General features: G+C 45.2%; 17 protein-coding genes. 4 read left to right on the top strand and 13 right to left on the bottom strand.

Annotation, left to right across the window (positions count from 1 at the left end):
* Positions 1–23 precede the first annotated feature (23 nt).
* The 5 genes from trpA to HF888_RS08925 all read right to left on the bottom strand — a co-directional run bounded on the left by trpA (position 24) and on the right by HF888_RS08925 (position 6,895).
* Positions 24–827, bottom strand: coding sequence for a tryptophan synthase subunit alpha (trpA, locus tag HF888_RS08905; protein ID WP_007016967.1), 804 nt, complete (start codon positions 825–827; stop codon positions 24–26).
* 18 nt (positions 828–845) lie between these two features.
* Positions 846–2,060: a tryptophan synthase subunit beta gene (gene trpB, locus HF888_RS08910; RefSeq protein WP_007016968.1), complete on the bottom strand. Its 1,215-nt coding sequence runs from the start codon at positions 2,058–2,060 to the stop codon at positions 846–848.
* The gene (locus HF888_RS08915) at positions 2,044–2,682 is read right to left on the bottom strand and encodes a phosphoribosylanthranilate isomerase (protein ID WP_007016969.1); all 639 of its coding nucleotides are present in this window, start codon (positions 2,680–2,682) and stop codon (positions 2,044–2,046) included. The genes trpB and HF888_RS08915 overlap by 17 nt, the downstream gene beginning before the upstream one ends.
* A gap of 5 nt (positions 2,683–2,687) precedes the next feature.
* Positions 2,688–3,539, bottom strand: coding sequence for a tRNA pseudouridine(38-40) synthase TruA (gene truA, locus HF888_RS08920; protein WP_050757996.1), 852 nt, complete (start codon positions 3,537–3,539; stop codon positions 2,688–2,690).
* An 86-nt stretch (positions 3,540–3,625) separates the two neighbouring features.
* Positions 3,626–6,895 (bottom strand): FimV/HubP family polar landmark protein, encoded by a 3,270-nt coding sequence (locus HF888_RS08925; RefSeq protein WP_007016971.1) that lies wholly within the window; start codon positions 6,893–6,895, stop codon positions 3,626–3,628.
* 324 nt (positions 6,896–7,219) lie between these two features.
* Between HF888_RS08925 and HF888_RS08930 the strand changes: the two genes are divergently transcribed.
* Positions 7,220–8,809 (top strand): ABC-F family ATPase, encoded by a 1,590-nt coding sequence (locus HF888_RS08930; RefSeq protein WP_040297538.1) that lies wholly within the window; start codon positions 7,220–7,222, stop codon positions 8,807–8,809.
* A 48-nt stretch (positions 8,810–8,857) separates the two neighbouring features.
* On the opposite strand, the gene HF888_RS08935 is transcribed toward HF888_RS08930, so the two are convergent.
* From HF888_RS08935 to leuC, 5 genes are all read right to left on the bottom strand, one after another.
* Positions 8,858–10,168, bottom strand: coding sequence for a mechanosensitive ion channel family protein (locus tag HF888_RS08935; protein ID WP_007016974.1), 1,311 nt, complete (start codon positions 10,166–10,168; stop codon positions 8,858–8,860).
* A gap of 163 nt (positions 10,169–10,331) precedes the next feature.
* Complete coding sequence (gene asd / locus HF888_RS08940) at positions 10,332–11,441, bottom strand: aspartate-semialdehyde dehydrogenase (protein ID WP_007016975.1); 1,110 nt, start codon at positions 11,439–11,441, stop codon at positions 10,332–10,334.
* Positions 11,442–11,529: 88 nt separating this feature from the next.
* Entirely contained in the window at positions 11,530–12,615 is a 1,086-nt protein-coding gene (leuB, locus tag HF888_RS08945) for a 3-isopropylmalate dehydrogenase (protein WP_007016976.1), read from the bottom strand.
* 24 nt (positions 12,616–12,639) lie between these two features.
* Positions 12,640–13,287 (bottom strand): 3-isopropylmalate dehydratase small subunit, encoded by a 648-nt coding sequence (gene leuD / locus HF888_RS08950; protein WP_007016977.1) that lies wholly within the window; start codon positions 13,285–13,287, stop codon positions 12,640–12,642.
* A gap of 15 nt (positions 13,288–13,302) precedes the next feature.
* Positions 13,303–14,730: a 3-isopropylmalate dehydratase large subunit gene (leuC, locus tag HF888_RS08955; RefSeq protein ID WP_007016978.1), complete on the bottom strand. Its 1,428-nt coding sequence runs from the start codon at positions 14,728–14,730 to the stop codon at positions 13,303–13,305.
* 116 nt (positions 14,731–14,846) lie between these two features.
* On the opposite strand from leuC, the gene HF888_RS08960 reads away from it, so the two are divergent.
* Both HF888_RS08960 and HF888_RS08965 read left to right on the top strand, forming a co-directional pair.
* Positions 14,847–15,749, top strand: coding sequence for a LysR family transcriptional regulator (locus HF888_RS08960; RefSeq protein WP_007016979.1), 903 nt, complete (start codon positions 14,847–14,849; stop codon positions 15,747–15,749).
* Between the two features lie 88 nt (positions 15,750–15,837).
* Positions 15,838–16,761: a universal stress protein gene (locus HF888_RS08965; protein WP_007016980.1), complete on the top strand. Its 924-nt coding sequence runs from the start codon at positions 15,838–15,840 to the stop codon at positions 16,759–16,761.
* 153 nt (positions 16,762–16,914) lie between these two features.
* Here HF888_RS08965 and HF888_RS08970 read toward each other — a convergent pair whose 3' ends face one another.
* From HF888_RS08970 to HF888_RS08980, 3 genes are all read right to left on the bottom strand, one after another.
* Positions 16,915–18,003: a hypothetical protein gene (locus HF888_RS08970; RefSeq protein ID WP_007016981.1), complete on the bottom strand. Its 1,089-nt coding sequence runs from the start codon at positions 18,001–18,003 to the stop codon at positions 16,915–16,917.
* Positions 18,004–18,027: 24 nt separating this feature from the next.
* Positions 18,028–20,295 carry a M48 family metallopeptidase gene (locus HF888_RS08975; protein WP_007016982.1) on the bottom strand — a complete coding sequence of 756 codons (2,268 nt, stop codon included), beginning with the start codon at positions 20,293–20,295 and terminating at the stop codon, positions 18,028–18,030.
* Positions 20,296–20,399: 104 nt separating this feature from the next.
* Positions 20,400–20,870, bottom strand: coding sequence for an Lrp/AsnC family transcriptional regulator (locus HF888_RS08980; RefSeq protein WP_007016983.1), 471 nt, complete (start codon positions 20,868–20,870; stop codon positions 20,400–20,402).
* A gap of 233 nt (positions 20,871–21,103) precedes the next feature.
* On the opposite strand from HF888_RS08980, the gene leuA reads away from it, so the two are divergent.
* The gene (leuA, locus tag HF888_RS08985) at positions 21,104–22,783 is read left to right on the top strand and encodes a 2-isopropylmalate synthase (RefSeq protein ID WP_007016984.1); all 1,680 of its coding nucleotides are present in this window, start codon (positions 21,104–21,106) and stop codon (positions 22,781–22,783) included.
* Positions 22,784–22,840: the final 57 nt, after the last annotated feature.

Consider the following 22,840-nt stretch of genomic DNA (forward strand, 5'->3'; position numbering starts at 1 on the left):
GTTGATGCTCATCCATTACCCGTTCACACGTCCATAGCAGAACGAATTTCAGTCATCAGTGCAACTAAATCGGACTTGATCGAATTAAGATCATCAGGTTGCTTAGCTATACAATTAACTAACGCACTGCCCACAATAACTGCATCAGATACTTTCGCCACCTTGGCAGCCGTCTCGCCGTCTTTAATACCGAAACCAACCCCCAGAGGTAGATCCGTTTGCGTGCGAATACGATCAAGATTCTGTTTTACATCATCTACATCAAGTGCGGCGGAGCCCGTCACACCCTTAACAGACACATAATACAAATACCCAGAACCATGAGCGCAAATTAATTCAGCACGCTTAGGTGGTGTGGTTGGCGCAAGGAGGTAAATCATCTCAAGCCCATTTGACTTAAAGATATCTGCCACATCCACAGACTCTTCCGGTGGCATATCAACCATTAGCACACCATCAATACCAGAGTCTTTAGCGGCTTTGGCAAAGGCATCGTAACCCATTACTTCCACAGGATTTAGATAGCCCATCAATACTACAGGTGTTTCTGTATTGGTCTCACGAAACTGAGAGACGATGGATAGCAACTGGCGCAAACTCGTTCCGTGCTCTAACGCTCGTTCACACGCCAACTGAATGGTTGGGCCGTCCGCCATGGGGTCCGAAAACGGTACCCCTAACTCTATAATGTCTGCACCCGATTCAACCAAGGTATGCATCAGATCCAACGTCCAATCGGGCTTTGGATCACCACCAGTGATGTAAGGAATCAGGGCCTTTTTCCCGTTTTGCTTTAACTTCTCAAAACATTGATCAATACGATTCATGTAACGTCCCTAACTCACTTATATATTGATGCCATCAAGTTCTGCAACGGTGTGAATGTCTTTATCACCGCGACCTGACAAATTAACAACGACAATCTGATCTTTATCCATGGTCGCTGCCAACTTCATTGCATGAGCTACAGCATGGCTTGATTCAAGCGCGGGCATAATACCTTCAACTTCAGTCAAGGTATGGAATGCATCCAAGGCTTCCTTATCGGTGGCCGCAACGTAATTAACACGGCCAATGTCTTTTAGATATGAATGCTCAGGACCGACGCCTGGATAATCCAAACCGGCGCTTACCGAATGTGTTCCCATGATCTGGCCGTTTTCATCTTCCATTAGGTAAGTGCGATTACCGTGAAGCACACCAGGCTTACCCTTACAAAGTGGCGCTGCGTGATCATCACCATCTAGACCATGACCACCGGCTTCGACGCCATACATAGCAACCGCTTCGTCTTCAATAAACGGGTAGAACATACCAATGGCATTGGAGCCACCACCCACACAGGCCACGACCGCATCAGGAAGACGCCCTTCTTGTTCCATGCTTTGGCGCTTAGTTTCGCGACCAATGACAGCCTGAAAGTCACGAACTAGCTTTGGATAGGGATGCGGACCCGCAACGGTGCCTATGATATAAAAAGTATCATCGACATTAGTAACCCAGTGACGCATGGCTTCGTTCATGGCGTCTTTTAGTGTGGCAGTTCCCGATGTAACAGGTACCACTTCCGCTCCCAATAAACGCATGCGATAGACATTTAGCTTTTGTCGTTCGACATCGGTGGCACCCATAAAAACGGTACACTGCAAACCTAACCGAGCTGCTACGGTTGCCGTTGCCACACCATGTTGGCCAGCACCCGTTTCAGCGATCACTTTAGGCTTCCCTGTGTACTTTGCCAACAGCGCCTGACCAATCGTGTTATTTACTTTGTGTGCACCTGTATGATTCAGATCTTCGCGCTTTAAGTAAATCTTTGCTCCGCCCACTTTTTCAGTTAAGCGTTCAGCAAAATAAAGTGGACTCGGGCGACCAACATAATGAGCCAAATCTTTATCGTACTCCGCCTGAAATTCCGGATTTTTCTTTAACCGCTCATATAACTCGGTTAGATCATCCAGAGCTGCCATTAATGTTTCAGATACAAAACGGCCGCCGTATTGACCAAAGTGGCCTGTTGCATTAGGTAATTCTGTCACCGCTTTAAGATCGATTGACATGATACACCTCACTTAAAAATGCTTTGATTTTACCAGCGTCCTTTATGCCCTTACTTGCTTCCACGCCGCCACTCACATCGAGCGCAAAAGGCGCTGTCTGAGTGATGGCATCCGAAACATTTTCAGGAGCTAGGCCGCCAGCCAAAATAATGGGTTTTTCGAGTTCGTTTGGTACTAGAGACCAATCAAAGGTCTCTCCAGTACCCCCGGGGACGCCGGGTTTGTAGGCATCTAGAAGAATCGCCAATGCGTCAGGGAAGCGCACGCTCGACGCCACCACATCCGACGCTTGCCGGACACGCAGGGCTTTAATGAAGGGGCGATTGAATTGACAACAAAACGCATTGTCTTCGTCACCATGAAATTGAATTAAGTCGATTCTAACCTTTTCCAACACGTCTTGCACGTAGCTCTGGTCGGGATTTACAAACAAAGCCGTGACAGTGACAAACGCTGGAACAGATTGCGCAATTGCAGCAGCCTGATCAATAGTAACGGACCTTGGGCTCGGCTCATAAAACACCAAACCAATGGCATCCGCACCAGACTCTACAGCTACTTTGGCATCCTCAATTCGAGTAATACCACAGATCTTTACGCGGGTTCTCATAATTTGGTTCATCAAGTTTAGCCCTCTGCGTGACTCATGAATTGGTAGAAAGCTGGACCAGTACCATCAATGGGCAGATGCGGATATTCAGGATATTCCACATTGACGAAATACAAACCCTCACCCGGTGCGGTTACTCCCGCTTGTCTACGATCCTGCGCGGCCAATACTTGCTCGCACCATTCCACCGGCTTTTTACCCTCTCCAATTGGGAGCAGCACTCCGACAATGTTTCTCACCATATGATACAAAAATGCATTGGCACAGACTTCAACAATCACCCAATCGTTTAATCGCTTAACACTGATATATTTCATGGTTCTAACAGCATGTCGTGCTTGGCAGTCTTTGGCTCGAAACGACGTAAAATCATGCTCTCCCAACAGGTATTGAGCTGCTTCATGCATCTTTTCTGCATCCAAAGGACGACGCCACCAACTCACACCATCATGCATCAAGCCAGGCTTAACCTGCTTATTCATGATGAAATAACGGTAACGTCTTGCAACAGCACTAAATCTAGCGTGAAAGTCTTGCGGCGCTGGCATAATCCAATTAACACAAACCCCGTCAGGTAAGTTTGTATTGATACCTAATTTCCAAGCTCGCTCATCGCGAACCGCACTCGTATCAAAGTGTATGACCTGGGCACTTGCATGAACACCTGCATCCGTTCGCCCTGCACAAACAACATCAACAGTATGATTAGCGACTCTCGATATAGCTTTCTCTAGCGCTTCTTGGACACTGGGGCCAGCGTAATGCTTTTGCTTTTGCCAACCTTTAAACAGAGCACCGTTGTACTCTACACCTGCCACAAATCGGCGTGTAATCGACTGCTCTTCTTGTTGGTCAATTTTGTCTGACATCCCACTACCTTGAACAATAAAAAAACCCGAGCATGTTGCCATGCACGGGTTATTTTACAAGCTTTAAGCTCAGTTACGAAAAAGATTTAAGCGATGCTATCAAGTAGTTTGGTAGCTTCTTTCTTATGGTCATCGCTACCTTCTTCCATAACCTCCTGAAGAATTTCACGAGCACCCTCTTTATCGTCCATATCAATGTATGCACGAGCAAGATCTAACTTTGTTTCACTCTCGTCAGTGCCACTTAAGAAATCAAGATCGCCATCAAGGTTTTCTAAATCCTCACCGATATCAAAGTCGGCAAGCGGATCATCTGCCGATAAATCATCAGCTGGTTCAATATCGGCACCTGATTCAGCTGTGCTTGGCTCATCAACAACCGCTATCTCTTCGAGTTCTTCCTCAAGCGATGTTGATGCAACATTTTCATCAAGATCAAGCGACAAATCATCGTCATTATCGAAACTGATTTCCTCAGCCGCTTCGGGAAGGGAATCTTCAGACGCAGCTTCAATCTCCAAACCTTCATCAAGTGCAATCGCCTCATCCGCAGAATCGATCTCTTCGCTAATATCAAGATCCAGAGATTCCGGCATATCAGCGCTCGTTTCATCCGTTTCAAAACTCTCGAGCTCCGTTTCGAAATCGAATTCAGCATCATCCGATGCGCTTTCTGCGTCTAATACAGGCAATTCATTTTCACTGACGAGATTAGGAGCGTCGTCCATCTCATCCAGTGAAAACTCGACATCCAGATCACCATCAACCGAACCTTCGTCTAGAGCAATTTCATCAGACGAACCACCATCTAGGCCCTCAAAATCAAGATCCAGGCCATCGTCATCTTTCACTGATTCATCAAATGAATCATTTGTAAGCTCAGGAAGATCAAAGTCACCATCGAACTCAAGTTCATTTTCATTGGACAAATTATTTGAATCCGCCTCTAATACTGGCAGATCGCTATCGAGAGATAGATCATCACTAGATTTATCTCCTAAATCTTCACCAAACTCTAAGTCAGAGTCGAACTCCAAAGAATTTTCAGCTGAATCCAATTCACTTGTTGCAACCGATTCGGACTCGAAACTCACATCTAATTCGTCATCCAAACTAAACTCAAGCTCATTATTCGCACTCGACGAAGAGCTAGAACTTGTGTCTGCAGCTGACTCTTCGAAGCTTAAATCTAAGTCACTGCTGGAGAAATCCATTTCTAATTCATCAGATTCTAACTGACTAGAAGTTGATTCACCAAGATCCAAATCATCGAGAGATAGCTCTTCACCACTATCCGAACCTGACATCATGTCCATGCCAAGATCTAAATCGTCACCCATACTAAGGTCAGAGTCAAAATCACCAGCATCTTGACCCTCAAAGCGTGCCTTTATTTGATCTGCTTGTGCTTGCTCTGACTCGCCTGCATTAGCTTTTAACCAATCGTACTGGCTAGCAAAATCATCACTCATATCCGATTCTGCAAGAATCTCTAAAAGCTTTAATCGTAACTCGTGACGCTGCGGCTGTTTTTCCAATGTTTCTTCGAGCAATGATTTTGCCGAATCAACTCGGTCATAAGCCATATATACATCAACTTGACCAAGAACATCTTCATAACTTTCGTCCTGATCAAGCGACTCAGGCAGACCAGAAGCATCATCTTCTGACTGCGAGAAATCTGAATCCAGCGGCGACTCATCAGTGTTTAATTCCAAGTCACTAAACTCATCATCAAAATCACCATCTACTTCTACATCACCAAGAGGATCCTGATCTGCTTCAAATTGATTATCCGCAATATCGTCAGCAGCCTTATCCTCTTTACGCTTGCGTGCGTACTTAACACCTAATAAAGCCAGCAAAAGCGCACCTAACACACCACCAAGCACTGGAGGGTTGTCAATTGCAAACGCAATTGGGTCAAACGGTTTATCCGCCGGTGGAATTGGGGCTGGCTTTGGCGCCGACTTCTTCACTTCTTTTGATGTTTCAGTAGCCTGCGGTTGCTCTGGCGCTGCATCTTCCTGTGAATCTACTTCTGTGTCTTGTGCAAAATTTAGATCTTTATCTTCTACAACAGAAGCAGGAGCTTCACTCACAACATCCGTCTTAGGAGCATCGCTAATTACCTCACCCTGCGTCATGCCTTCGATTTCTTCTGCAGACATACCGGCCTGAAGCGCAACCATTTGCTCGTCTTTAAGGTTAATCAAACGCTGTAAGGTACCAATCTGTTCTTCAAGAGAATCTAAACGGTTACGCAACTCCTGATTCTCTCGAGACGACTTATCCAAATTCTCTAATGCTAAAGATAACTCTTGCTCTAATGATGACTGATCGCCCAGAGTATCTTTGGCAACTTGGCCACTGGCTTTGCGATCCATGTCTGAAGTAGCATCGCCGCCTGCAAGAAGTTTCAGCTCTGAATCAGCAACTTCGGTGTCCAACTCTCTCGCTTGCTCTTTACGCGTGGCATCTAACTGAGCTTTACGCTGTGCAATCGCCTGATTTTGCGCCGCGACCTCTGCTACCGCTTGATCAAAAGTACGGGACAGCATTTGTTCTTCAGTCGGAACTTCGAGTGTTTGGTCTTTCTTCAATCGATTGATGTTGCCATTAATAAACGCATCAGGATTCAAATCCTGAATCGCCAGCATGGCTTGCTGAGGAGAAATATTACGATTTGGGCGAGTCCTAATAGCGACTTCCCACAGTGTGTCGTTTTCACGAACTTCATAGACAACAGCCTGTGGCTGAGAAGAAACCTCAGATTGCTCTTCTGTTTCTTCTTGATATTCTTGCTCACTGTCATCAGCAACCGGCTCGGGCTCTGCATAAGTGCCCGGTAATGAAGGCTCAGGTTGTGGCTCAGGAATCATATCCTGTTGCTGGGATAGAGGTTCTTGCTCTACCGCCTCGCTAGCAACATTGACAGGGGCAATACCCTGCTCTTCATCAAAAACAGGCGGATCTAATAGTAAAGTGTACTCACGCTGAAGACGACCATTCGGCCAATCCACTTGGACAAGAAAGTTAAGGAAGGGCTCTACAACTGCTTTCTGGCTCTTTACATTGACGTAAACGTCGCCATCCTCGCGCTCAACTTCGAATTTAATATTATTTAAAAAGAAAATACGCTCAACGCCCGCTTTGTTGAACGCGTCTTCAGATGCTAGCGCAGGCTTGATCTCCCAATTTTCGAGATCATTAGCTTTAATCAATTTTATACGTGCATCTAACGGCTGGTTTAGAGCCGATTCTAATTCAATGTCGCCCATGCCCAATGCTTGAACATATCCGGCACTCATCATCGCCCCAGATGCGGCAATTGCAATCGCGAGTTTTCGCAACATAGCAATGTATCCTTATTTTTCTAATACCTTTCGTGGGCCTGCGGGCTAATTTGCTAAACCCTAAGCAACAGGTTCTTATATGATTGTGTCATTAAGGGGGTAAGTATTAAGTAAAATCAATGATTTATCAATATTTACAAGGGCTATAGAGGAGTTGATCCGGTTTTATTTGGCCAATTCTGCGAATTAGCGACAAAATGCGCCGCATCTCGCTCAAATTTAACACAACATAGCCAGAATTCCCTTGGGTCGAGCCCTTCATTCTGCGACAATGCGCCCCCTTTTTTTAACCAAGCCGCCATATTCAGGCCAAGAGAACTATTAGTGCTATCGACTTCTAACATCACCATGCAATTTGGCGCCAAGCCACTATTCGAAAATATTTCTGTAAAATTTGGCGATGGCAATCGCTATGGCCTTATTGGTGCCAACGGCTGCGGAAAGTCCACATTTATGAAGATTTTAAGTGGCGAGCTATCCCCTTCTGCTGGCAACGTCTCTTACGATCCCAACGAACGCATTGCGAAGCTGAACCAAGATCAATTTGCTTACGAAGAATACAGCGTTGTTGACACCGTAATCATGGGCAACACTCGCTTATGGGAAGTAAAAGAAGAACGCGACCGCATCTATTCGCAAGCAGAAATGAGCGAAGAAGACGGCATGAAAGTTGCGGACTTAGAAGTTGAATTTGCAGAACTTGACGGCTATTCCGCGGAAGCTAAAGCGGGTGAATTACTACTTGGCGTTGGCATCCCAACAGAACAACATTTCGGCCCTATGAGTGAGGTCGCACCAGGTTGGAAGTTACGAGTTCTATTGGCTCAGGTACTGTTTGCTGATCCAGACATCATGTTGCTCGATGAACCTACCAACAACTTGGATATCCACACCATCCACTGGCTAGAAAACGTACTAAACGAACGCCAGTGCACCATGATCATCATTTCGCACGACCGCCACTTCCTAAACAGTGTTTGTACACACATGGCCGATATCGATTACGGTGAGCTACGCGTTTACCACGGCAACTATGACGAGTACATGTTTGCCGCCGAACAGGCTCGCGAACGCATGCTCGCTGACAACGCTAAGAAAAAAGCGCAAATTGCCGAGCTTAAAACCTTTGTATCACGTTTCTCTGCTAATGCATCAAAAGCCAAACAAGCAACATCACGCGCAAAACAGATTGATAAAATCCAGCTAGAGGAAGTAAAAGCTTCTAGCCGTCAAAATCCTTTTATTCGATTTGAGCAAGAAAAACCGTTATTCCGAAACGCACTTGAAACCGAGGGTCTAACACAAGGATTTGATGACAACATCCTAATCAAAGACTTAGATCTTATGATCAAAGTGGGCGAAAAAGTGGCCATCATTGGTGAAAACGGCGTTGGTAAAACCACCTTACTCAACACTCTTGCCAGCCGCATGCCACTTAAAAGCGGTGAAATGAAATGGTCAGAAAACGCGAACATTGGCTATTACGCCCAAGACCATGCGGATGAATTCGAAGGCGGCGAGAACCTTTATGATTGGATGGCACAATGGAAAGAAGAAACCGATGACGAACAAGTGGTTCGCGGCTCACTAGGTCGCCTATTATTCTCCCAGCACGACATCAAAAAATCAGTAAGCGTAATTTCGGGCGGTGAACAAGGTCGCATGCTACTTGGTAAGATCATGATGCAAAAGCCGAATATTTTGCTAATGGATGAACCGACCAACCATATGGATATGGAATCCATTGAATCCCTAAACTATGCACTTGAAATTTACGAAGGCACACTAATCTTCGTGAGTCACGACCGTCAATTTGTATCATCATTAGCCAACCGTATTTTAGCATTCAAAGACGGCAGCTTGATTGATTTTCATGGCACTTATGACGAGTATTTAGCAAAATACGAAAGCTAAAAAATCCGCTCGCGACAGCAGGTTTGCTCCTGCCGTCGCGATTTGCTGCTACTTTGAAAGAGATGACTCGGAACCTACGATGCGAACTTCGCGCTGCGGATAAGGTATCTCGATACCATTTTCCTGTAACGTTTCCAGGATAATCAATAGCAAATCCCCACCAACTCGGTTTCTACCATCGTCTATTCCCTCCATCCAGAACTCCACAAACATATTTACACCAGAATCACCGAAGCTATCAATCTCACAATCTGGACGCTCCTCAAACACTACGTCCGGGCCACTCAGCACCTGAGGGTGAGAGGCAACCGCCTCTTTAATTAACTCGCAGACGCTTCTGACATCGGTTTTATAGCCTACGGAGAAGTCTACGCGGTAGCGTTGTTTTTCATTTTGTCGCGTCCAGTTGGTGAACGAACTAGTAATAAATTGCTCATTAGGCACAACTATGTTCTTACCATCGTACGTCTCAAGTGTGGTCGACCTCATATTAAGCTCAGTCACTTTACCTGCTCGACCATCTTCTAGACCAACGTAATCACCTACGGAGAGCGAGCGATCAAAAATGATAATAACCCCTGATATAAAATTGGAGGCGATAGACTGCAAGCCAAACCCCAAACCCACACCCAAGGCACCACCAAATACTGCCAACGCTGTTAGATTAATCCCCATCAAATGCAACAATAGAAGAACAAAAACGAGGAATAATAAAATCTCGAACAATTTGGCAACAATTTCCTTAGTTCTAAAGTCCAATGCGAGTTGGTTTCTTATCAAAGTCTTTCCTGTATTGTTGGAGATGCGCCCCAACCAAAATAATAGCGAACCAAAAATAATCGTCCTCGCGACACCATAGGCAGATATCTTTATATTCCCCAACTCAACAGACATGGATTCGAGTACAAGTACGATATTATCCAGCACCCCTACTAGATGCAGAATCAAAATAGGCATACCTATCCAGCGAAAAGCGCCAGCTACAACCGAATTGGTAATAACCAAATTGATAAAAGACGAAAAAAGCATGAGAACCGCAATGGCAAAACCGGTTTGGATAACCCAGTCGTCAACCAGTAAAAAACTAGAAAAACCCAGAACAATTCGCATCAGCATGATGGCAAAAATTGGCGTGAGTAACTTTCCACATCGATACACCAGAGCCTTAATGGGAGCACTGGCGGGAGTTACCGGAGGCACTTTTAAGACAGGAAGATGCTTTCGCATACGGGACGACAACATATAGGAAACCGTGTATATCAATATGATTACACCCAACTGACTATAGGTTTCCGGCTTAAACGTTACATCCAGTGCATTTTGAATGTGCTGATCCAAGCTGCTAATTAAGTTATCCATTCCGTTACTATCGATCTCAGTGAATTTTATTAAACGTATACGCTAAGCCTTGCGCCAATTCAAGACTAGCTTTACTTAAGGAAATATAAGACATAAAAAAAGCGGTTAGAATCAACTAACCGCTTTTTATTACTTACCAAGTTTCATCAAACTTTGGTTTATATTAGCCAAGCAATACACGTAGCATACGACGTAACGGCTCTGCCGCACCCCATAGTAGCTGATCACCTACGGTAAACGCCGAAATATATTCAGGCCCCATAGACAGCTTGCGAATACGACCAACCGGAACACTTAATGTGCCAGTAACTTTCGCCGGCGTGAGTTCTTCCATTGTTGCATCGCGATCATTTGGAATCACTTTCACCCAGTCGTTTGCTCCGGCCAGTGTTTTTTCAATCTCTTCAACACTGATGTCTTTCTTCAACTTGATAGTCATTGCTTGTGAGTGACAACGCATGGCACCAACACGCACACAGATACCATCGATTGGCGTTGGCGCTTCTGAAGTACCTAAGATCTTGTTGGTTTCAACTTCTGCTTTCCACTCTTCACGACTTTGACCGCTTTCTAATTGGCTATCGATGTAAGGAATCAATGAACCCGCTAGTGGCACGCCGAATTGATCACATGGATAATCGTTGCTGCGAATGTATTCAGCGGTTTTTTTATCGATTTCCAAAATGGCAGAAGCAGGATCGTCTAACAATTCTTTTACGTTTGCGTGAATACCGCCCATTTGCGAGATCAATTCACGCATGTGCTTTGCACCAGAACCTGAAGCCGCTTGATACGTCATAGGAGAAACCCACTCGATCAAATCTTTTTCGAACAGACCACCTAGCGCCATCAACATCAAACTAACCGTACAGTTACCGCCAACGTAAGTCTTAATACCTTTGTCGATACCTTGCTTGATGACATCAAGGTTTACCGGATCCAATACGATAATACTGTCGTCTTCCATGCGCAGTGAAGACGCCGCATCAATCCAGTACCCATCCCAACCTGCATCACGCAACTTTGGATATACTTCTTTTGTATAGTCGCCACCTTGACAGGTGATAATGGCATCCTGCTGTTTCAACACTTCAATATCGAATGCATCTTGAAGTTCACCAGCGTCTTTACCACCAAACTTAGGTGCTGGCTGACCTTTTTGCGAAGTCGTGAAGAAGACAGGATCGATTACATCGAAGTCTTTCTCTTCTTCCATACGCTGCATGAGCACAGAGCCCACCATTCCACGCCAGCCGATTAAACCAACTTTCATACTCATTTTTCACTCCTATCAAGTGCAATTGTGCAAAATTATCGGACCGCAAAGCCACAAACCAATCTGGCTTTTGATGATAATTTGCTTAGGCTTCTGTTAATTGCGCAACGACCGCATCACCCATTTCAGCCGTTGAGACTTGCTGCATACCTTCACTCATAATGTCGGCTGTACGCAGACCTTGATCCAATACGCGACTCACTGCAGCCTCTATTTCATCTGCCGCTTTGCTCTCCTCCAAGCTATAACGCAACATCATTGCTGCTGACAAAATCGTTGCCAATGGATTTGCAAGACCCTTACCTGCAATATCTGGTGCACTACCATGACAAGGTTCATACATACCTTTGTTGCTTTGATTCAAAGAAGCACTTGGTAACATCCCTATTGAACCCGTCAGCATAGCTGCGGCGTCGGACAAAATATCTCCGAACATATTGCCCGTTACCATAACGTCAAATTGTTTTGGCGCACGAACAAGTTGCATGGCAGCGTTGTCTACATACATGTGAGACAACTCAACATCTGGATAGTCTTTCGACATTTCTTCTAGGATTTCACGCCAAAGAACAGTTACCTCTAAAACATTGGCCTTATCCACTGAGCACAATTTTTTGTTACGTTTTTGCGCTGATTCAAACGCAACTTTCGCGATGCGACGAATCTCAGACTCGCTGTAAACATAGGTGTTATAACCTTCGCGCTCACCGTTTTCCAACATGCGAATACCGCGCGGCTGACCGAAATAAATACCGCCCGTTAATTCACGAACAATCAAAATATCTAAACCCGAAACAACTTCCGGTTTCAATGAAGACGCATCCGCCAGCTGCGGGTACAAAATTGCGGGACGCAAATTACCAAACAATTCTAGGCCAGAGCGCAAACCTAAAAGGCCCTTTTCTGGACGATGATCACGATTCTCGAGGTTATCCCATTTTGGACCACCCACTGCACCCAAGAGAATAGCGTCTGCCGCGTGGGCTTTTTCCATGGTCTCATCAGGTAATGGCGTGCCATGAACATCGTATGCCGCACCACCCACTAAACCATCAACAAAATCAAGATCAAGCGATAGCTTGTCGTTGATAACATTCAGAACCTTAACCGCCTCAGTAACGATCTCAGGACCAATACCGTCACCCGGCAGAATCAATACATTTTTAGACATAATTTTCTTCTTAAATTTTGATAATTATTTAACTTGATCAAACAACCAAGGTGAAGACTGTCGACGCTTGTCTTCGTACGCCTTGATATCATCGGCATCTTGCAATGTAATACCGATATCATCTAAACCATTAAGCAAGCAATGCTTGCGGAAACTATCGACGTTAAACTCAATGGTGCCACCGTCGGGCTTTTCAATCACTTGATTCTCAAGATCCACTGTTAGCTTGTAGCCAGAGTTGGCTTCCACCTCTTTAAATAAACCATCAACAATAGATTCATCTAATACAATTGGCAGCAAACCATTTTTAAAACAGTTGTTGAAGAAGATATCAGCGAAGCTAGGCGCGATTATCACTTGAAAACCAAAATCCTCTAAGGCCCAAGGAGCGTGTTCCCGTGAGGAACCACAGCCGAAGTTTTCACGAGCTAATAAAACAGACGCACCTTGGAAACGTTCTTGGTTCAAAACAAAATCTTTATTTAGAGGCCGCTGACTATTATCCGCATCTGGCTGACCTTCATCTAGGTAGCGCAGCTCATCAAATAAGTTCGGACCAAAACCCGTACGCTTAATAGACTTTAAAAATTGTTTTGGGATGATCATGTCCGTATCTACATTGGCACGATCCATTGGCGCTACGATGCCAGCTTTCTTTGTAAAAGGCTTCATATGGATACTCCCCAATTAAGCGTCTAGGTTAAATTCACGAACATCAACAAAATGACCAGCGATCGCCGCTGCAGCCGCCATCGCAGGACTCACCAAATGCGTACGACCACCGTACCCTTGACGACCTTCGAAGTTACGGTTTGACGTCGACGCACAGTGCTCACCGCTACCTAACTTATCCGCGTTCATGGCAAGACACATTGAACAACCTGGCTCACGCCATTCAAAACCGGCTTCCACGAAAATTTTATCCAAACCTTCTTGCTCGGCTTGTTCTTTCACTAAACCAGAACCAGGAACAACAAGCGCCTGCTTCAAAGACGGCGCCACTTTATTGCCTTTCGCTACCGCTGCAGCGGCACGTAAATCTTCAATACGACTATTAGTACAAGAGCCAATAAACACTCGATCCAACTGGATATCAGTGATGGCTTGGCCCGCTTCTAGACCCATGTACTCATACGCACGGGCAAACGCAGAGCGCTCCACGTCATCTTTAGCATCTTCAGGAGTCGGCACAAAGCCGTCTACTGTGGTCACCATCTCAGGAGAAGTACCCCAAGTCACCTGTGGCTTGATGTCTTCAGCTTTTATTTCAACTACTTTATCGAACTGCGCGTCATCGTCAGACTTTAGATCTTTCCATGCTGCTAACGCTTGTTCCCACTGATCACCTTTAGGGGCATACGCGCGACCCTTAACATAGTCTGCAGTGATCTGATCAAATGCCACCATACCTGCACGAGCGCCAGCCTCAATTGCCATGTTGCACATGGTCATGCGGGCTTCCATGCTTAGCTCTTTCATGGCTGAGCCACCAAATTCCATCGCATAGCCAGTACCACCAGCCGTACCGATTACACCAATCACATGCAATACAACATCTTTACCTGTAATACCCGCACCCAATTTGCCATCAATCTTGATCAATAGGTTTTTCATTTTGCGCTGAATCAAACATTGAGTTGCCAATACGTGTTCAACCTCAGATGTGCCGATACCATGGGCTAATGCTGCAAACGCACCATGAGTGGATGTATGGCTATCACCACACACTACGGTCATACCCGGCAACGTGGCGCCCTGCTCTGGACCAACCACATGCACGATACCTTGACGCTTATCCTGCATTTTAAATTCAAGAATATTGAACTCATCGCAGTTATCATCCAACGTCTTTACCTGGATTTTCGATACAGGATCTTGAATACCTTCGATACCCGACAAGCGCTCTTTTGCCGTTGTCGGAACATTGTGATCCGGCGTCGCGATGTTGGCATCAATACGCCATGGCTTACGACTCGCCAAACGCAGACCTTCAAATGCCTGAGGAGATGTCACTTCGTGCAGCAATTGACGATCAATATAGATAAGCGCAGTGCCGTCCTCACGCTCTTTCACCAAATGCTGATCCCACAACTTGTCGTATAAGGTTTTACCCATATCGCTTCTCTCATCACGATTTATAATATTTGACGCAAGTTTACGTTTAGCTTACAAATAACACAAATTCATATTTTTTATAAATTGCATTCCTTTTTGGAATCACAAGAGCCAATATGGACACACAATCGTTACAAGCTTTCATTGCCGTCGCAGAGACTGAGTCATTCAGCCAAGCCGCTCACCGCCTTCATTTAACACAACCTGCGGTCAGCAAGCGTATCGCCATGTTAGAGGACACTCTAGACTGCCAATTGTTCGATCGCCTGCCACGCAAAGCCACCCTCACACCTGCGGGTGAAGCGCTCATGCCAAAAGCCAAGCATATTGTCAGCGAGCTTTTAGAAATCAAAACTGAACTAGCGAGCCTCAGTGGTGACGTTAGTGGTACATTACGTATCGGAACAAGTCATCATATAGGGCTACATCATTTGCCTCATATTTTACGCAAGTTCCACAGCACCTACCCGCAGGTCAAACTCGCTATGCAATTCCTAGGATCCGAAGCTGCATGTGAAGCCCTAGCGAATGGCGAGCTGGATATAGCGTTTGCGACCTTACCCCTAGAGCAAGATCCCAAGCTTGATATGCAGGCTATATGGCGAGACCCACTAACTTTTGTCTGCTCTCATACTCACCCACTGTCAAAGCAAAAGAACATCCATTTGAAGGATCTGACTCAACACGAGGCAATTTTGCCAGAACCCAATACAGTTACCTTTGAAATCATCGAAGCAGCATTTAAAAAAGAAAAGCTAAGCCTGCAAGCAGCTCTCCCTAGCCGTTATCGTGAAACCATTAGTATGATGTCAAGCTATATGGAAACCATCAAAATGATGGCCAGCGTTGGCTTGGGCTGGGCCGTACTGCCCGATCATATGGCTCAGGATAAAGACCTAATCAGACTAAACCTTGGCATCCATCCCTACAGAAATCTTGGCGTTCTTCAGCGCAAAGGAAAAACCCTAGGCTCCGCGGGAAAAGCCTTCTTAGCCATTCTGCCCAATCATGGCCAATAGCTTAAAATAACAAGGCATGATTGATATAAAACAAGTTGAAAAAGCAATAAAGGACTAGACTGAAAGAAATAAAGACAGGAGGTGCAACATGCTCGCCATTAAAAACGTGCTACTGCTACTGGATCAAGAGCTCGACAACCAAATAGCCATTCAGCGAGCCTTACAGCTGTGCAAAGAACAGGATGCAAAGCTGCATGTCACCTCCTATGTTTATAATCACGCATGTGAGGAAGGCTCACTCAATGACCTAGATATGCGTCATAAATTAAAAGAAATGCTCTTAGAGCGCTCGCATTCGTGGGCTAAGACGGTCCTTAAAGATGCCTATGCACCAAAGGACATTCCACTATCAATATGCTGGTGTAACCATGCTTATCAAGCTGTTATAGAAAACAGCAAACAAACCAGCTTTGACCTCGTCATAAAGGCAGCAGCTCGACATCACAGCATTGTAGATCGTGTCATGCAGCACCAAGACTGGAACCTACTAAAACACTGCCCAGCTCCAGTTCTACTTGTAAAAAACAAACACGCATGGGAATCACGCAATATCATTGCAGCCGTGGATGCCACATCAATGGACGACGCGCACAAGCAAATTAACGAGCATATTTTTGAATTCTCTGAATTACTCAACAAGGACAACTTGTACAAAGTGCATCTCGTTAATAGCTACCCAATCATGAGCATGGCGCTGGCGAGTCTTCCGGACACCCCCATTCCCGAAGACTTACAACAATATGTGCTTGAACAACATGAAGAGGCAAGCCGCGAATTAGCTGAAAAATACAATATCGCAAACGATTTAATACACATCCGCGAGGGAGAAGCAGAGGAAGTCATCATCCAGCTAACGCAAGAAACCGATGCCGACGTTGTATTAATTGGCTTATTAGCGGAAGCCGACTTTCAAAGTGTTATTCTAGGCAGCACACTGGAACACGTGCTTGATAATACCAGCAGTGACGTTTTAGGTATTAAGCCACAAGATGGTGTGGCTGAAGACTATTAATACTGAAAAAGCATTGCAAAAAAGAATGCAATGGATCCCCGATCAAGGCGTGTCGGGGATGACGGAGTATGTTGAGCGACATACTCCGCAACCCACCGATAATACCTCTTGTGCCTATTACCTTTTTCTATTTTACAAGCTTAACTGCACTTCTTAATAAAGCTTAGTAAAATAGAAACCAGTCTGTGTCGCCGAGGTCTCATTGCCAAACTGATCTTCGTATTCCAACCAACTGATATGAGCACCAATTGCCGCACCCATCTCTCCTCGAATCTCCACAAACAGTTTTGGCCCAAATGTAGATTCAAACTCATAGGTCACATCTGGCGTTTCATATTCGTGAGCAAAACGTGACGTGATACCAAAACCCAAACTACTTACCTGGTTGGATTCCACCCAAAGCAACTCCGCCTTTGCATATATCTGGCGATGCGTACCACTATCGCTCAACTGGTAATAGCTACCGCCCAATGATGCTCGAATCGTGCTAGATGGACGGCCATAAACAGGAAGTGCATAACCATAATCAAGCTCTGGACCAGCACCAAGACTCAAGTTTGGTGTGAAGTCGCCCGCCTCTACCAGCACTTCCTTACTCCGAGCATAGCCGAGCTGCCAAAAAGGACCTTTCATTCTCTCAAATGGCTGGCTAAAACCTTTCTCAGGAGTAAGCAACTCTAACTTGCCAGCGGGCAAGTATTCTGCCGGTTCAACTTCATTGAATGGGCTCACACTATAACTCCAAGAAGCACCACTATGCTTGGTCGAGTAAGAAGCCTCTTGACCATAAAGCTTTGGCTCTGTTCGAATCACAAGATACGCGGCCTTCTCACTCAAAGTAAGAGGAACCGCAGCATAACGGCCCTCCGAACTCAGCTGGGTGAATCGCAACTGCGGCTTGATAATTTCATAGGTTTCTTTGTTGCGATCCTGTAACTCAATCACCGGATAAAAATAACCAGCATGCTGGCCGGAGCCACTCAATAAATAGGTTCTCAACTGCAGAATCAGAGTGCCACGACGTGGTGGCAAAGCATAGGCCTGATAAAAACTTCGACTACCATCAATATTAATTACTTTCTCAGTGATACCGGGATCATCCTGCATTCCTAAAGGAAGGTCTTCATACTGATACTCATCATGCGGTTGCGCACGATCCAAACTTGTCATTTGATCCATATAGGAAACGGAAGAACAGCCACTAACAATAGCCAGGAATACCAACACAAATAAAAAACGCATGAACTAAAAAACTTCCTTTATAAATTATTTACGCGACTTCATAAGATTAATAGGCGCAACATCGTTTTGATGTTCAAAGCGAGCCATAATCGCCGCAATTTGATCTTGCCATTTATGGTATTGGAACCGCAACAACTGAATCAATTCGCTGGCATATTCAGCCATTTCCTCCAAGGTCATATCAGATGATGCCGTAGGCAAAGCCCCCAACTTAAAATCCAAATAGCCCAAGATATGAACTCGACGATTATTTAACTGCACCTTAATCGGCCGAACTTTGAACTCCTTCCGCACGTTACGGATACACGTCCATAAATACTGTTTCTCAACCACCCCTGCCTGCAATATGCGTGTTGTCACTCCATCTTGCAGTCCATTTACAATAAAGTTGAGAGGTAAATAGGCTTCCTCTAGATTGGCCACACTGCGGCGCATCTGAGAATACAACTCTAAACTGTGGAATGACCAATCAATTTGTGCACGAGATTTAGAATCCAGATACATCTTCCCTGCATGAACTCGCTGATAAAACACCTGGTCCATGGCTTCCAAATGGTACAAAGACTGACGATACTGATCACGCATGTATTGCAAGTACTGGGCACCCTGCTTTTTACTACCCGCTTTATTCCCTAAGAATTTCTTTATCGGTAAACCAGACGCGCGTAAGCGCTCTACCACATTGGCTTCATTAATTCGTTTCAGCAAATTATTCGCAGCTGCGTTCGCGCGATGATCTTCGACTCGGTAACGCCTTATATAATCGATACTCGTTTGCACATCGAAATTAGATACATCCCGCTCTTCAGTTGGCTCAAACCGAATGACGCGATTGTAAATACGCCCATCAAAAAAAGTCTGCGCTTGTCTGCGCAGTTGTTCTTTTGTAGTTTTAATTTGACGAATCTTTTCAAACGATATGCAAAAGCGCTCTGGAGATTCTATTCCCGTACTTTCGTAGTCTAAAACGGTCAATTCCTTTGATAGTTTTTTACCCTGTTCGACTAGATGATGAGCCGATACATTTGCTTTTATCTCAGAGTCTACCTTCATAGCCTGGGCCTGAGTCATGCGCGTTAAATCGTCAGGACAAAAACGAGTACACTCTTTTTTGCGATTTTCCTTCACCTCTTCGAATTGCAACTTTGTGGCTTTTTTTACTTCCAACGCCACTGCGGAGGCATAATCGTCTAACAGAAAGCCTTCCTTCCACGCCCAGTCATTCTGCTTCGATACAGCACTTTGTGAATATTGGATCAACCGCAATTTATTTAGCATGGCGATAAAGGCTTTAGAACCAGAAAACTGAACGGCCAGGGCATCAGTTTCCAACTCAATTTGTCGACACTTCCAAGATGTAAGTCGGCGGTGCAACGCAAACATACCTGCAAACATTGTCTGTTGAAATAGATGCAGCCTTTGCCAAACCCAAAGCTCAGCGTATTCATATTTGGCTAGCTTTTCACTCTGCATGCGCTTCAGTAATTTTTGATGACGCTTATCCCTTCCCTTTGCTCGGTAATACAACCATTCACTCACATGATGTATAAGGTAGAACGCTATTTTCTTATGCTTATTCTGAAAGTGACTTAACTCATGAGCCAGCATCGCTGTCAATTCAGGAAGTGACATGCTCATTAGCAATGGCGCGCCGATGATGATTTTATATTCATCACGATAGATACTGTTGATCCCTGCATATGCGTCTACCCGCATAGCCGTCTCATTATTAATCTCTATCCTACGAGGTGCTTTTACTTGAAGCCGCTCACTCATAACGTTAACCAAATCAAATAACGCTGGCGCTTCATGATACTCTAAGACTCGACCGTGATATCTCTGAAAACCACCAAACAAGGGAGCCAGTAACACGTACAACAAACCTAACATGGCAACTGCCCCGCAAGTCCAAACAGTAGCTTCCCACAAACGCTCTTCGATCACATGAGTCATAACGGGTTCGGCAAAAAACCATATTGCAAGGGAAAGCAGCGCTAAAACAGTAACCATATATAAAAGAGGGATTAGCAACGAAACGCTTTCGACCCAAGCGAGCTGCAAAGCTTCCTTCCAGCCTACGTCTTTCACATCAAGCTGGCGTTTAAAGCAATGCTTCACGTACTGAGATAACTTTTCATTGCTCGCACTTGGCTGCGGAATTGCGCGACGTACTCGAGAACTACGACGAGGCTTAGAAATCGACTGCCAATCGATCTCTTCATCTGTTTCAACTGGACTTACGGCCCTAAGAGGACCGGTTAAATGACGTTTTGCGGCAAAATTGGCGAACATAGCTCACACGTTTATAAAAATTATTGTGGTAACCGCGAGATATTATCACAAATCGATCCAAAGAAAGTGTGAAGCCTCATTCAAATACGGCAAGCATTGATTAATTAATAGACATTTACTGGCAACTCAGTACGGTCAATCACTTTGCGCATAACAAAGCTCGAATGCACACCCGAAACACCTTTTAGTTTCGTTAGCTTGCCCAACAAGAACTGCTGATAGGCCTCCATGTCTTTCACCACTACCTTCAACACGTAATCAGCACTCTGACCTGTAATCAGATAACATTCTAAAACCTCCTCATAACTGGAGACTGCAGATTCAAACGCCTCAAAGCGATCGGGTGTATGCCTATCCATACTTATGGATATCATCGCAGTGAGACTCAAGCCCAAAGCCTTGGCATCTAAAAGCGTAACCGTGCGCAAGATCAGCCCAGCCTCTTGCAAAGCTTTAACACGCCGAGAGCATGGACTGGGTGACAAGCCCACCTTGTCAGCCAACTCTAGGTTGCTGATATCACCATGACGCTGAATTTCGTCCAAAATCCGACGATCTATACGGTCTAATTTCAACAATTTACACCTAAATAGTTTATTCCACCAATAATTCAAATAATTTTAGATAAATATTGCACATATAACAATAATTAAAACAATATTCGCAAACATTAACCAAAGAAAACCACATATACTAATCACCAATGAATAGAGAGGGCCACAAGCCCAGATCTATCAAAGAGGGCGCCACAAGCGCCCTCTTTTTCATTACGTCGCGACACTTGAAAATACACATAGGTAGTAGCCGCATGAACCATCAGAAATATCGCCGCTTTCCGACAATCAATCGCCCCCACCGTCAATGGCCAAACAACCAAATAGAAAAAGCACCGCTTTGGTGTGCTGTTGATTTACGCGATGGTAACCAAGCTCTGATGGAGCCTATGAATCTCGGCCAAAAACAAATTTTGTGGCAGTTGCTAGTGGATATGGGCTTCAAACACATTGAAGTTGGCTTCCCTAGCGCCAGCCAACCTGACTATGACTTTGTTCGCTGGTTAATTGAAGAAAACCAAATTCCTAGCGATGTCACTATCCAAGTATTGACCCAAGCGAGAGACCATTTGATTGAGCGCACTTACGAGTCGCTGAAAGGCGCACCTCGCGCGATCGTGCACGTCTACAATTCGACATCTCCAGTACAACGTGAAAAAGTTTTCAACTTAGACAAACAAGGTATCATAGACATCGCCATCGCTGGCGCAAAAAAAGTGGCAAATGAAGCACTAAAACACCCAGAGACAGACTGGCAATTTCAGTATAGCCCTGAGAGCTTCTCTAGCACCGAAGTTGAATTCGCGATCAATGTCTGCAATGCCGTGATCAATGTCTGGCAGCCCACACCTAATAAACCGGTGATCATCAATTTACCGGCCACAGTAGAATGTGCCACCCCTAACGTGTTCGCCGATCAAATCGAGACATTTTGTGAGCATGTGAATCAGCGAGAGTCGATCATAGTCAGTGTGCACACGCACAACGATAGAGGTTGCGCTGTGGCCGCCGCTGAATTAGCGGTGATGGCTGGCGCTGACCGTGTCGAGGGCACACTAATGGGTAACGGAGAGCGCACTGGAAACATGGATCTTGTTACCATGGCGATGAATCTATACAGCCAAGGCATTGATCCTGAGGTTGATTTAACAGATGCACACCGCATCACACAAACGGTAGAGCAATGCACTGCCATCCCTACTCACGCTCGACATCCCTGGGTTGGAGACTTGGTTTACACTGCATTTAGCGGCTCTCACCAAGACGCTATCCGTAAATGCCTTAATCAGCAAGCAGACGACGAATATTGGGATGTCGCCTATTTGCCGATCGACCCCAAAGACATTGGTCGTGATTACCAATCCGTTATTCGCGTCAACAGCCAAAGCGGTAAAGGTGGCGTTGCGTATATTTTGGAGAGCCAATATGGCATTCGTCTTCCACGCTGGATGCAAATTGAATTAAGCCAAGCCGTACAAAAGCACTGCGAAGAGAACAACAAGGAAGTAAATGGTGAAAACATTCACTCCATCTTCAACCAACACTTCTTGGCGGAAACCGCTGGAGTACAGTTGCGTTCCGTAAAATTTGAACATAGCGATCATAGTAATAATGCGAACCAACAAGACGCCATATACTGCACGGTAAAACACGACAATATAGATACAATCATCCAAGGCCTTGGCAACGGCAGCATTGACGCATTCTGCCACGCGGTAAAAACCGAATGGGGACACACCATAGATGTGCAGTACTATGACATGGTTACCCTAGGCGAACATTCTGACGCAAGCGCTCTGGCAATGATGCAACTCAATATCGACGGTCAAAAGGTAGTGGCATGTGCAACCGATACGGACAGTTCTCACGCTCCACTAAAAGCCATTATACAGGGGCTGAATCGCTTTAACTTACGAAACCAGCAAGCGGCATAACCACCAATCCAACACATACGTGGCATTCTCACAGACGCAGACTAACCTTAAAGGAGT

Origin of the sequence: Bermanella marisrubri, assembly GCF_012295615.1 — a bacterium.
In the GTDB taxonomy this organism is placed as follows: domain Bacteria; phylum Pseudomonadota; class Gammaproteobacteria; order Pseudomonadales; family Oceanobacteraceae; genus Bermanella; species Bermanella marisrubri.

Coding starts and splice junctions, on each gene's coding strand:
- trpA (WP_007016967.1), bottom strand. CDS start 827: ATGAATCGTATTGATCAATGTTTTGAGAAGTTAAAGCAAAACGGGAAA.
- trpB (WP_007016968.1), bottom strand. CDS start 2,060: ATGTCAATCGATCTTAAAGCGGTGACAGAATTACCTAATGCAACAGGC.
- HF888_RS08915 (WP_007016969.1), bottom strand. CDS start 2,682: ATGAACCAAATTATGAGAACCCGCGTAAAGATCTGTGGTATTACTCGA.
- truA (WP_050757996.1), bottom strand. CDS start 3,539: ATGTCAGACAAAATTGACCAACAAGAAGAGCAGTCGATTACACGCCGA.
- HF888_RS08925 (WP_007016971.1), bottom strand. CDS start 6,895: ATGTTGCGAAAACTCGCGATTGCAATTGCCGCATCTGGGGCGATGATG.
- HF888_RS08935 (WP_007016974.1), bottom strand. CDS start 10,168: ATGGATAACTTAATTAGCAGCTTGGATCAGCACATTCAAAATGCACTG.
- asd (WP_007016975.1), bottom strand. CDS start 11,441: ATGAAAGTTGGTTTAATCGGCTGGCGTGGAATGGTGGGCTCTGTGCTC.
- leuB (WP_007016976.1), bottom strand. CDS start 12,615: ATGTCTAAAAATGTATTGATTCTGCCGGGTGACGGTATTGGTCCTGAG.
- leuD (WP_007016977.1), bottom strand. CDS start 13,287: ATGAAGCCTTTTACAAAGAAAGCTGGCATCGTAGCGCCAATGGATCGT.
- leuC (WP_007016978.1), bottom strand. CDS start 14,730: ATGGGTAAAACCTTATACGACAAGTTGTGGGATCAGCATTTGGTGAAA.
- HF888_RS08960 (WP_007016979.1), top strand. CDS start 14,847: ATGGACACACAATCGTTACAAGCTTTCATTGCCGTCGCAGAGACTGAG.
- HF888_RS08965 (WP_007016980.1), top strand. CDS start 15,838: ATGCTCGCCATTAAAAACGTGCTACTGCTACTGGATCAAGAGCTCGAC.
- HF888_RS08970 (WP_007016981.1), bottom strand. CDS start 18,003: ATGCGTTTTTTATTTGTGTTGGTATTCCTGGCTATTGTTAGTGGCTGT.
- HF888_RS08975 (WP_007016982.1), bottom strand. CDS start 20,295: ATGTTCGCCAATTTTGCCGCAAAACGTCATTTAACCGGTCCTCTTAGG.
- leuA (WP_007016984.1), top strand. CDS start 21,104: ATGAACCATCAGAAATATCGCCGCTTTCCGACAATCAATCGCCCCCAC.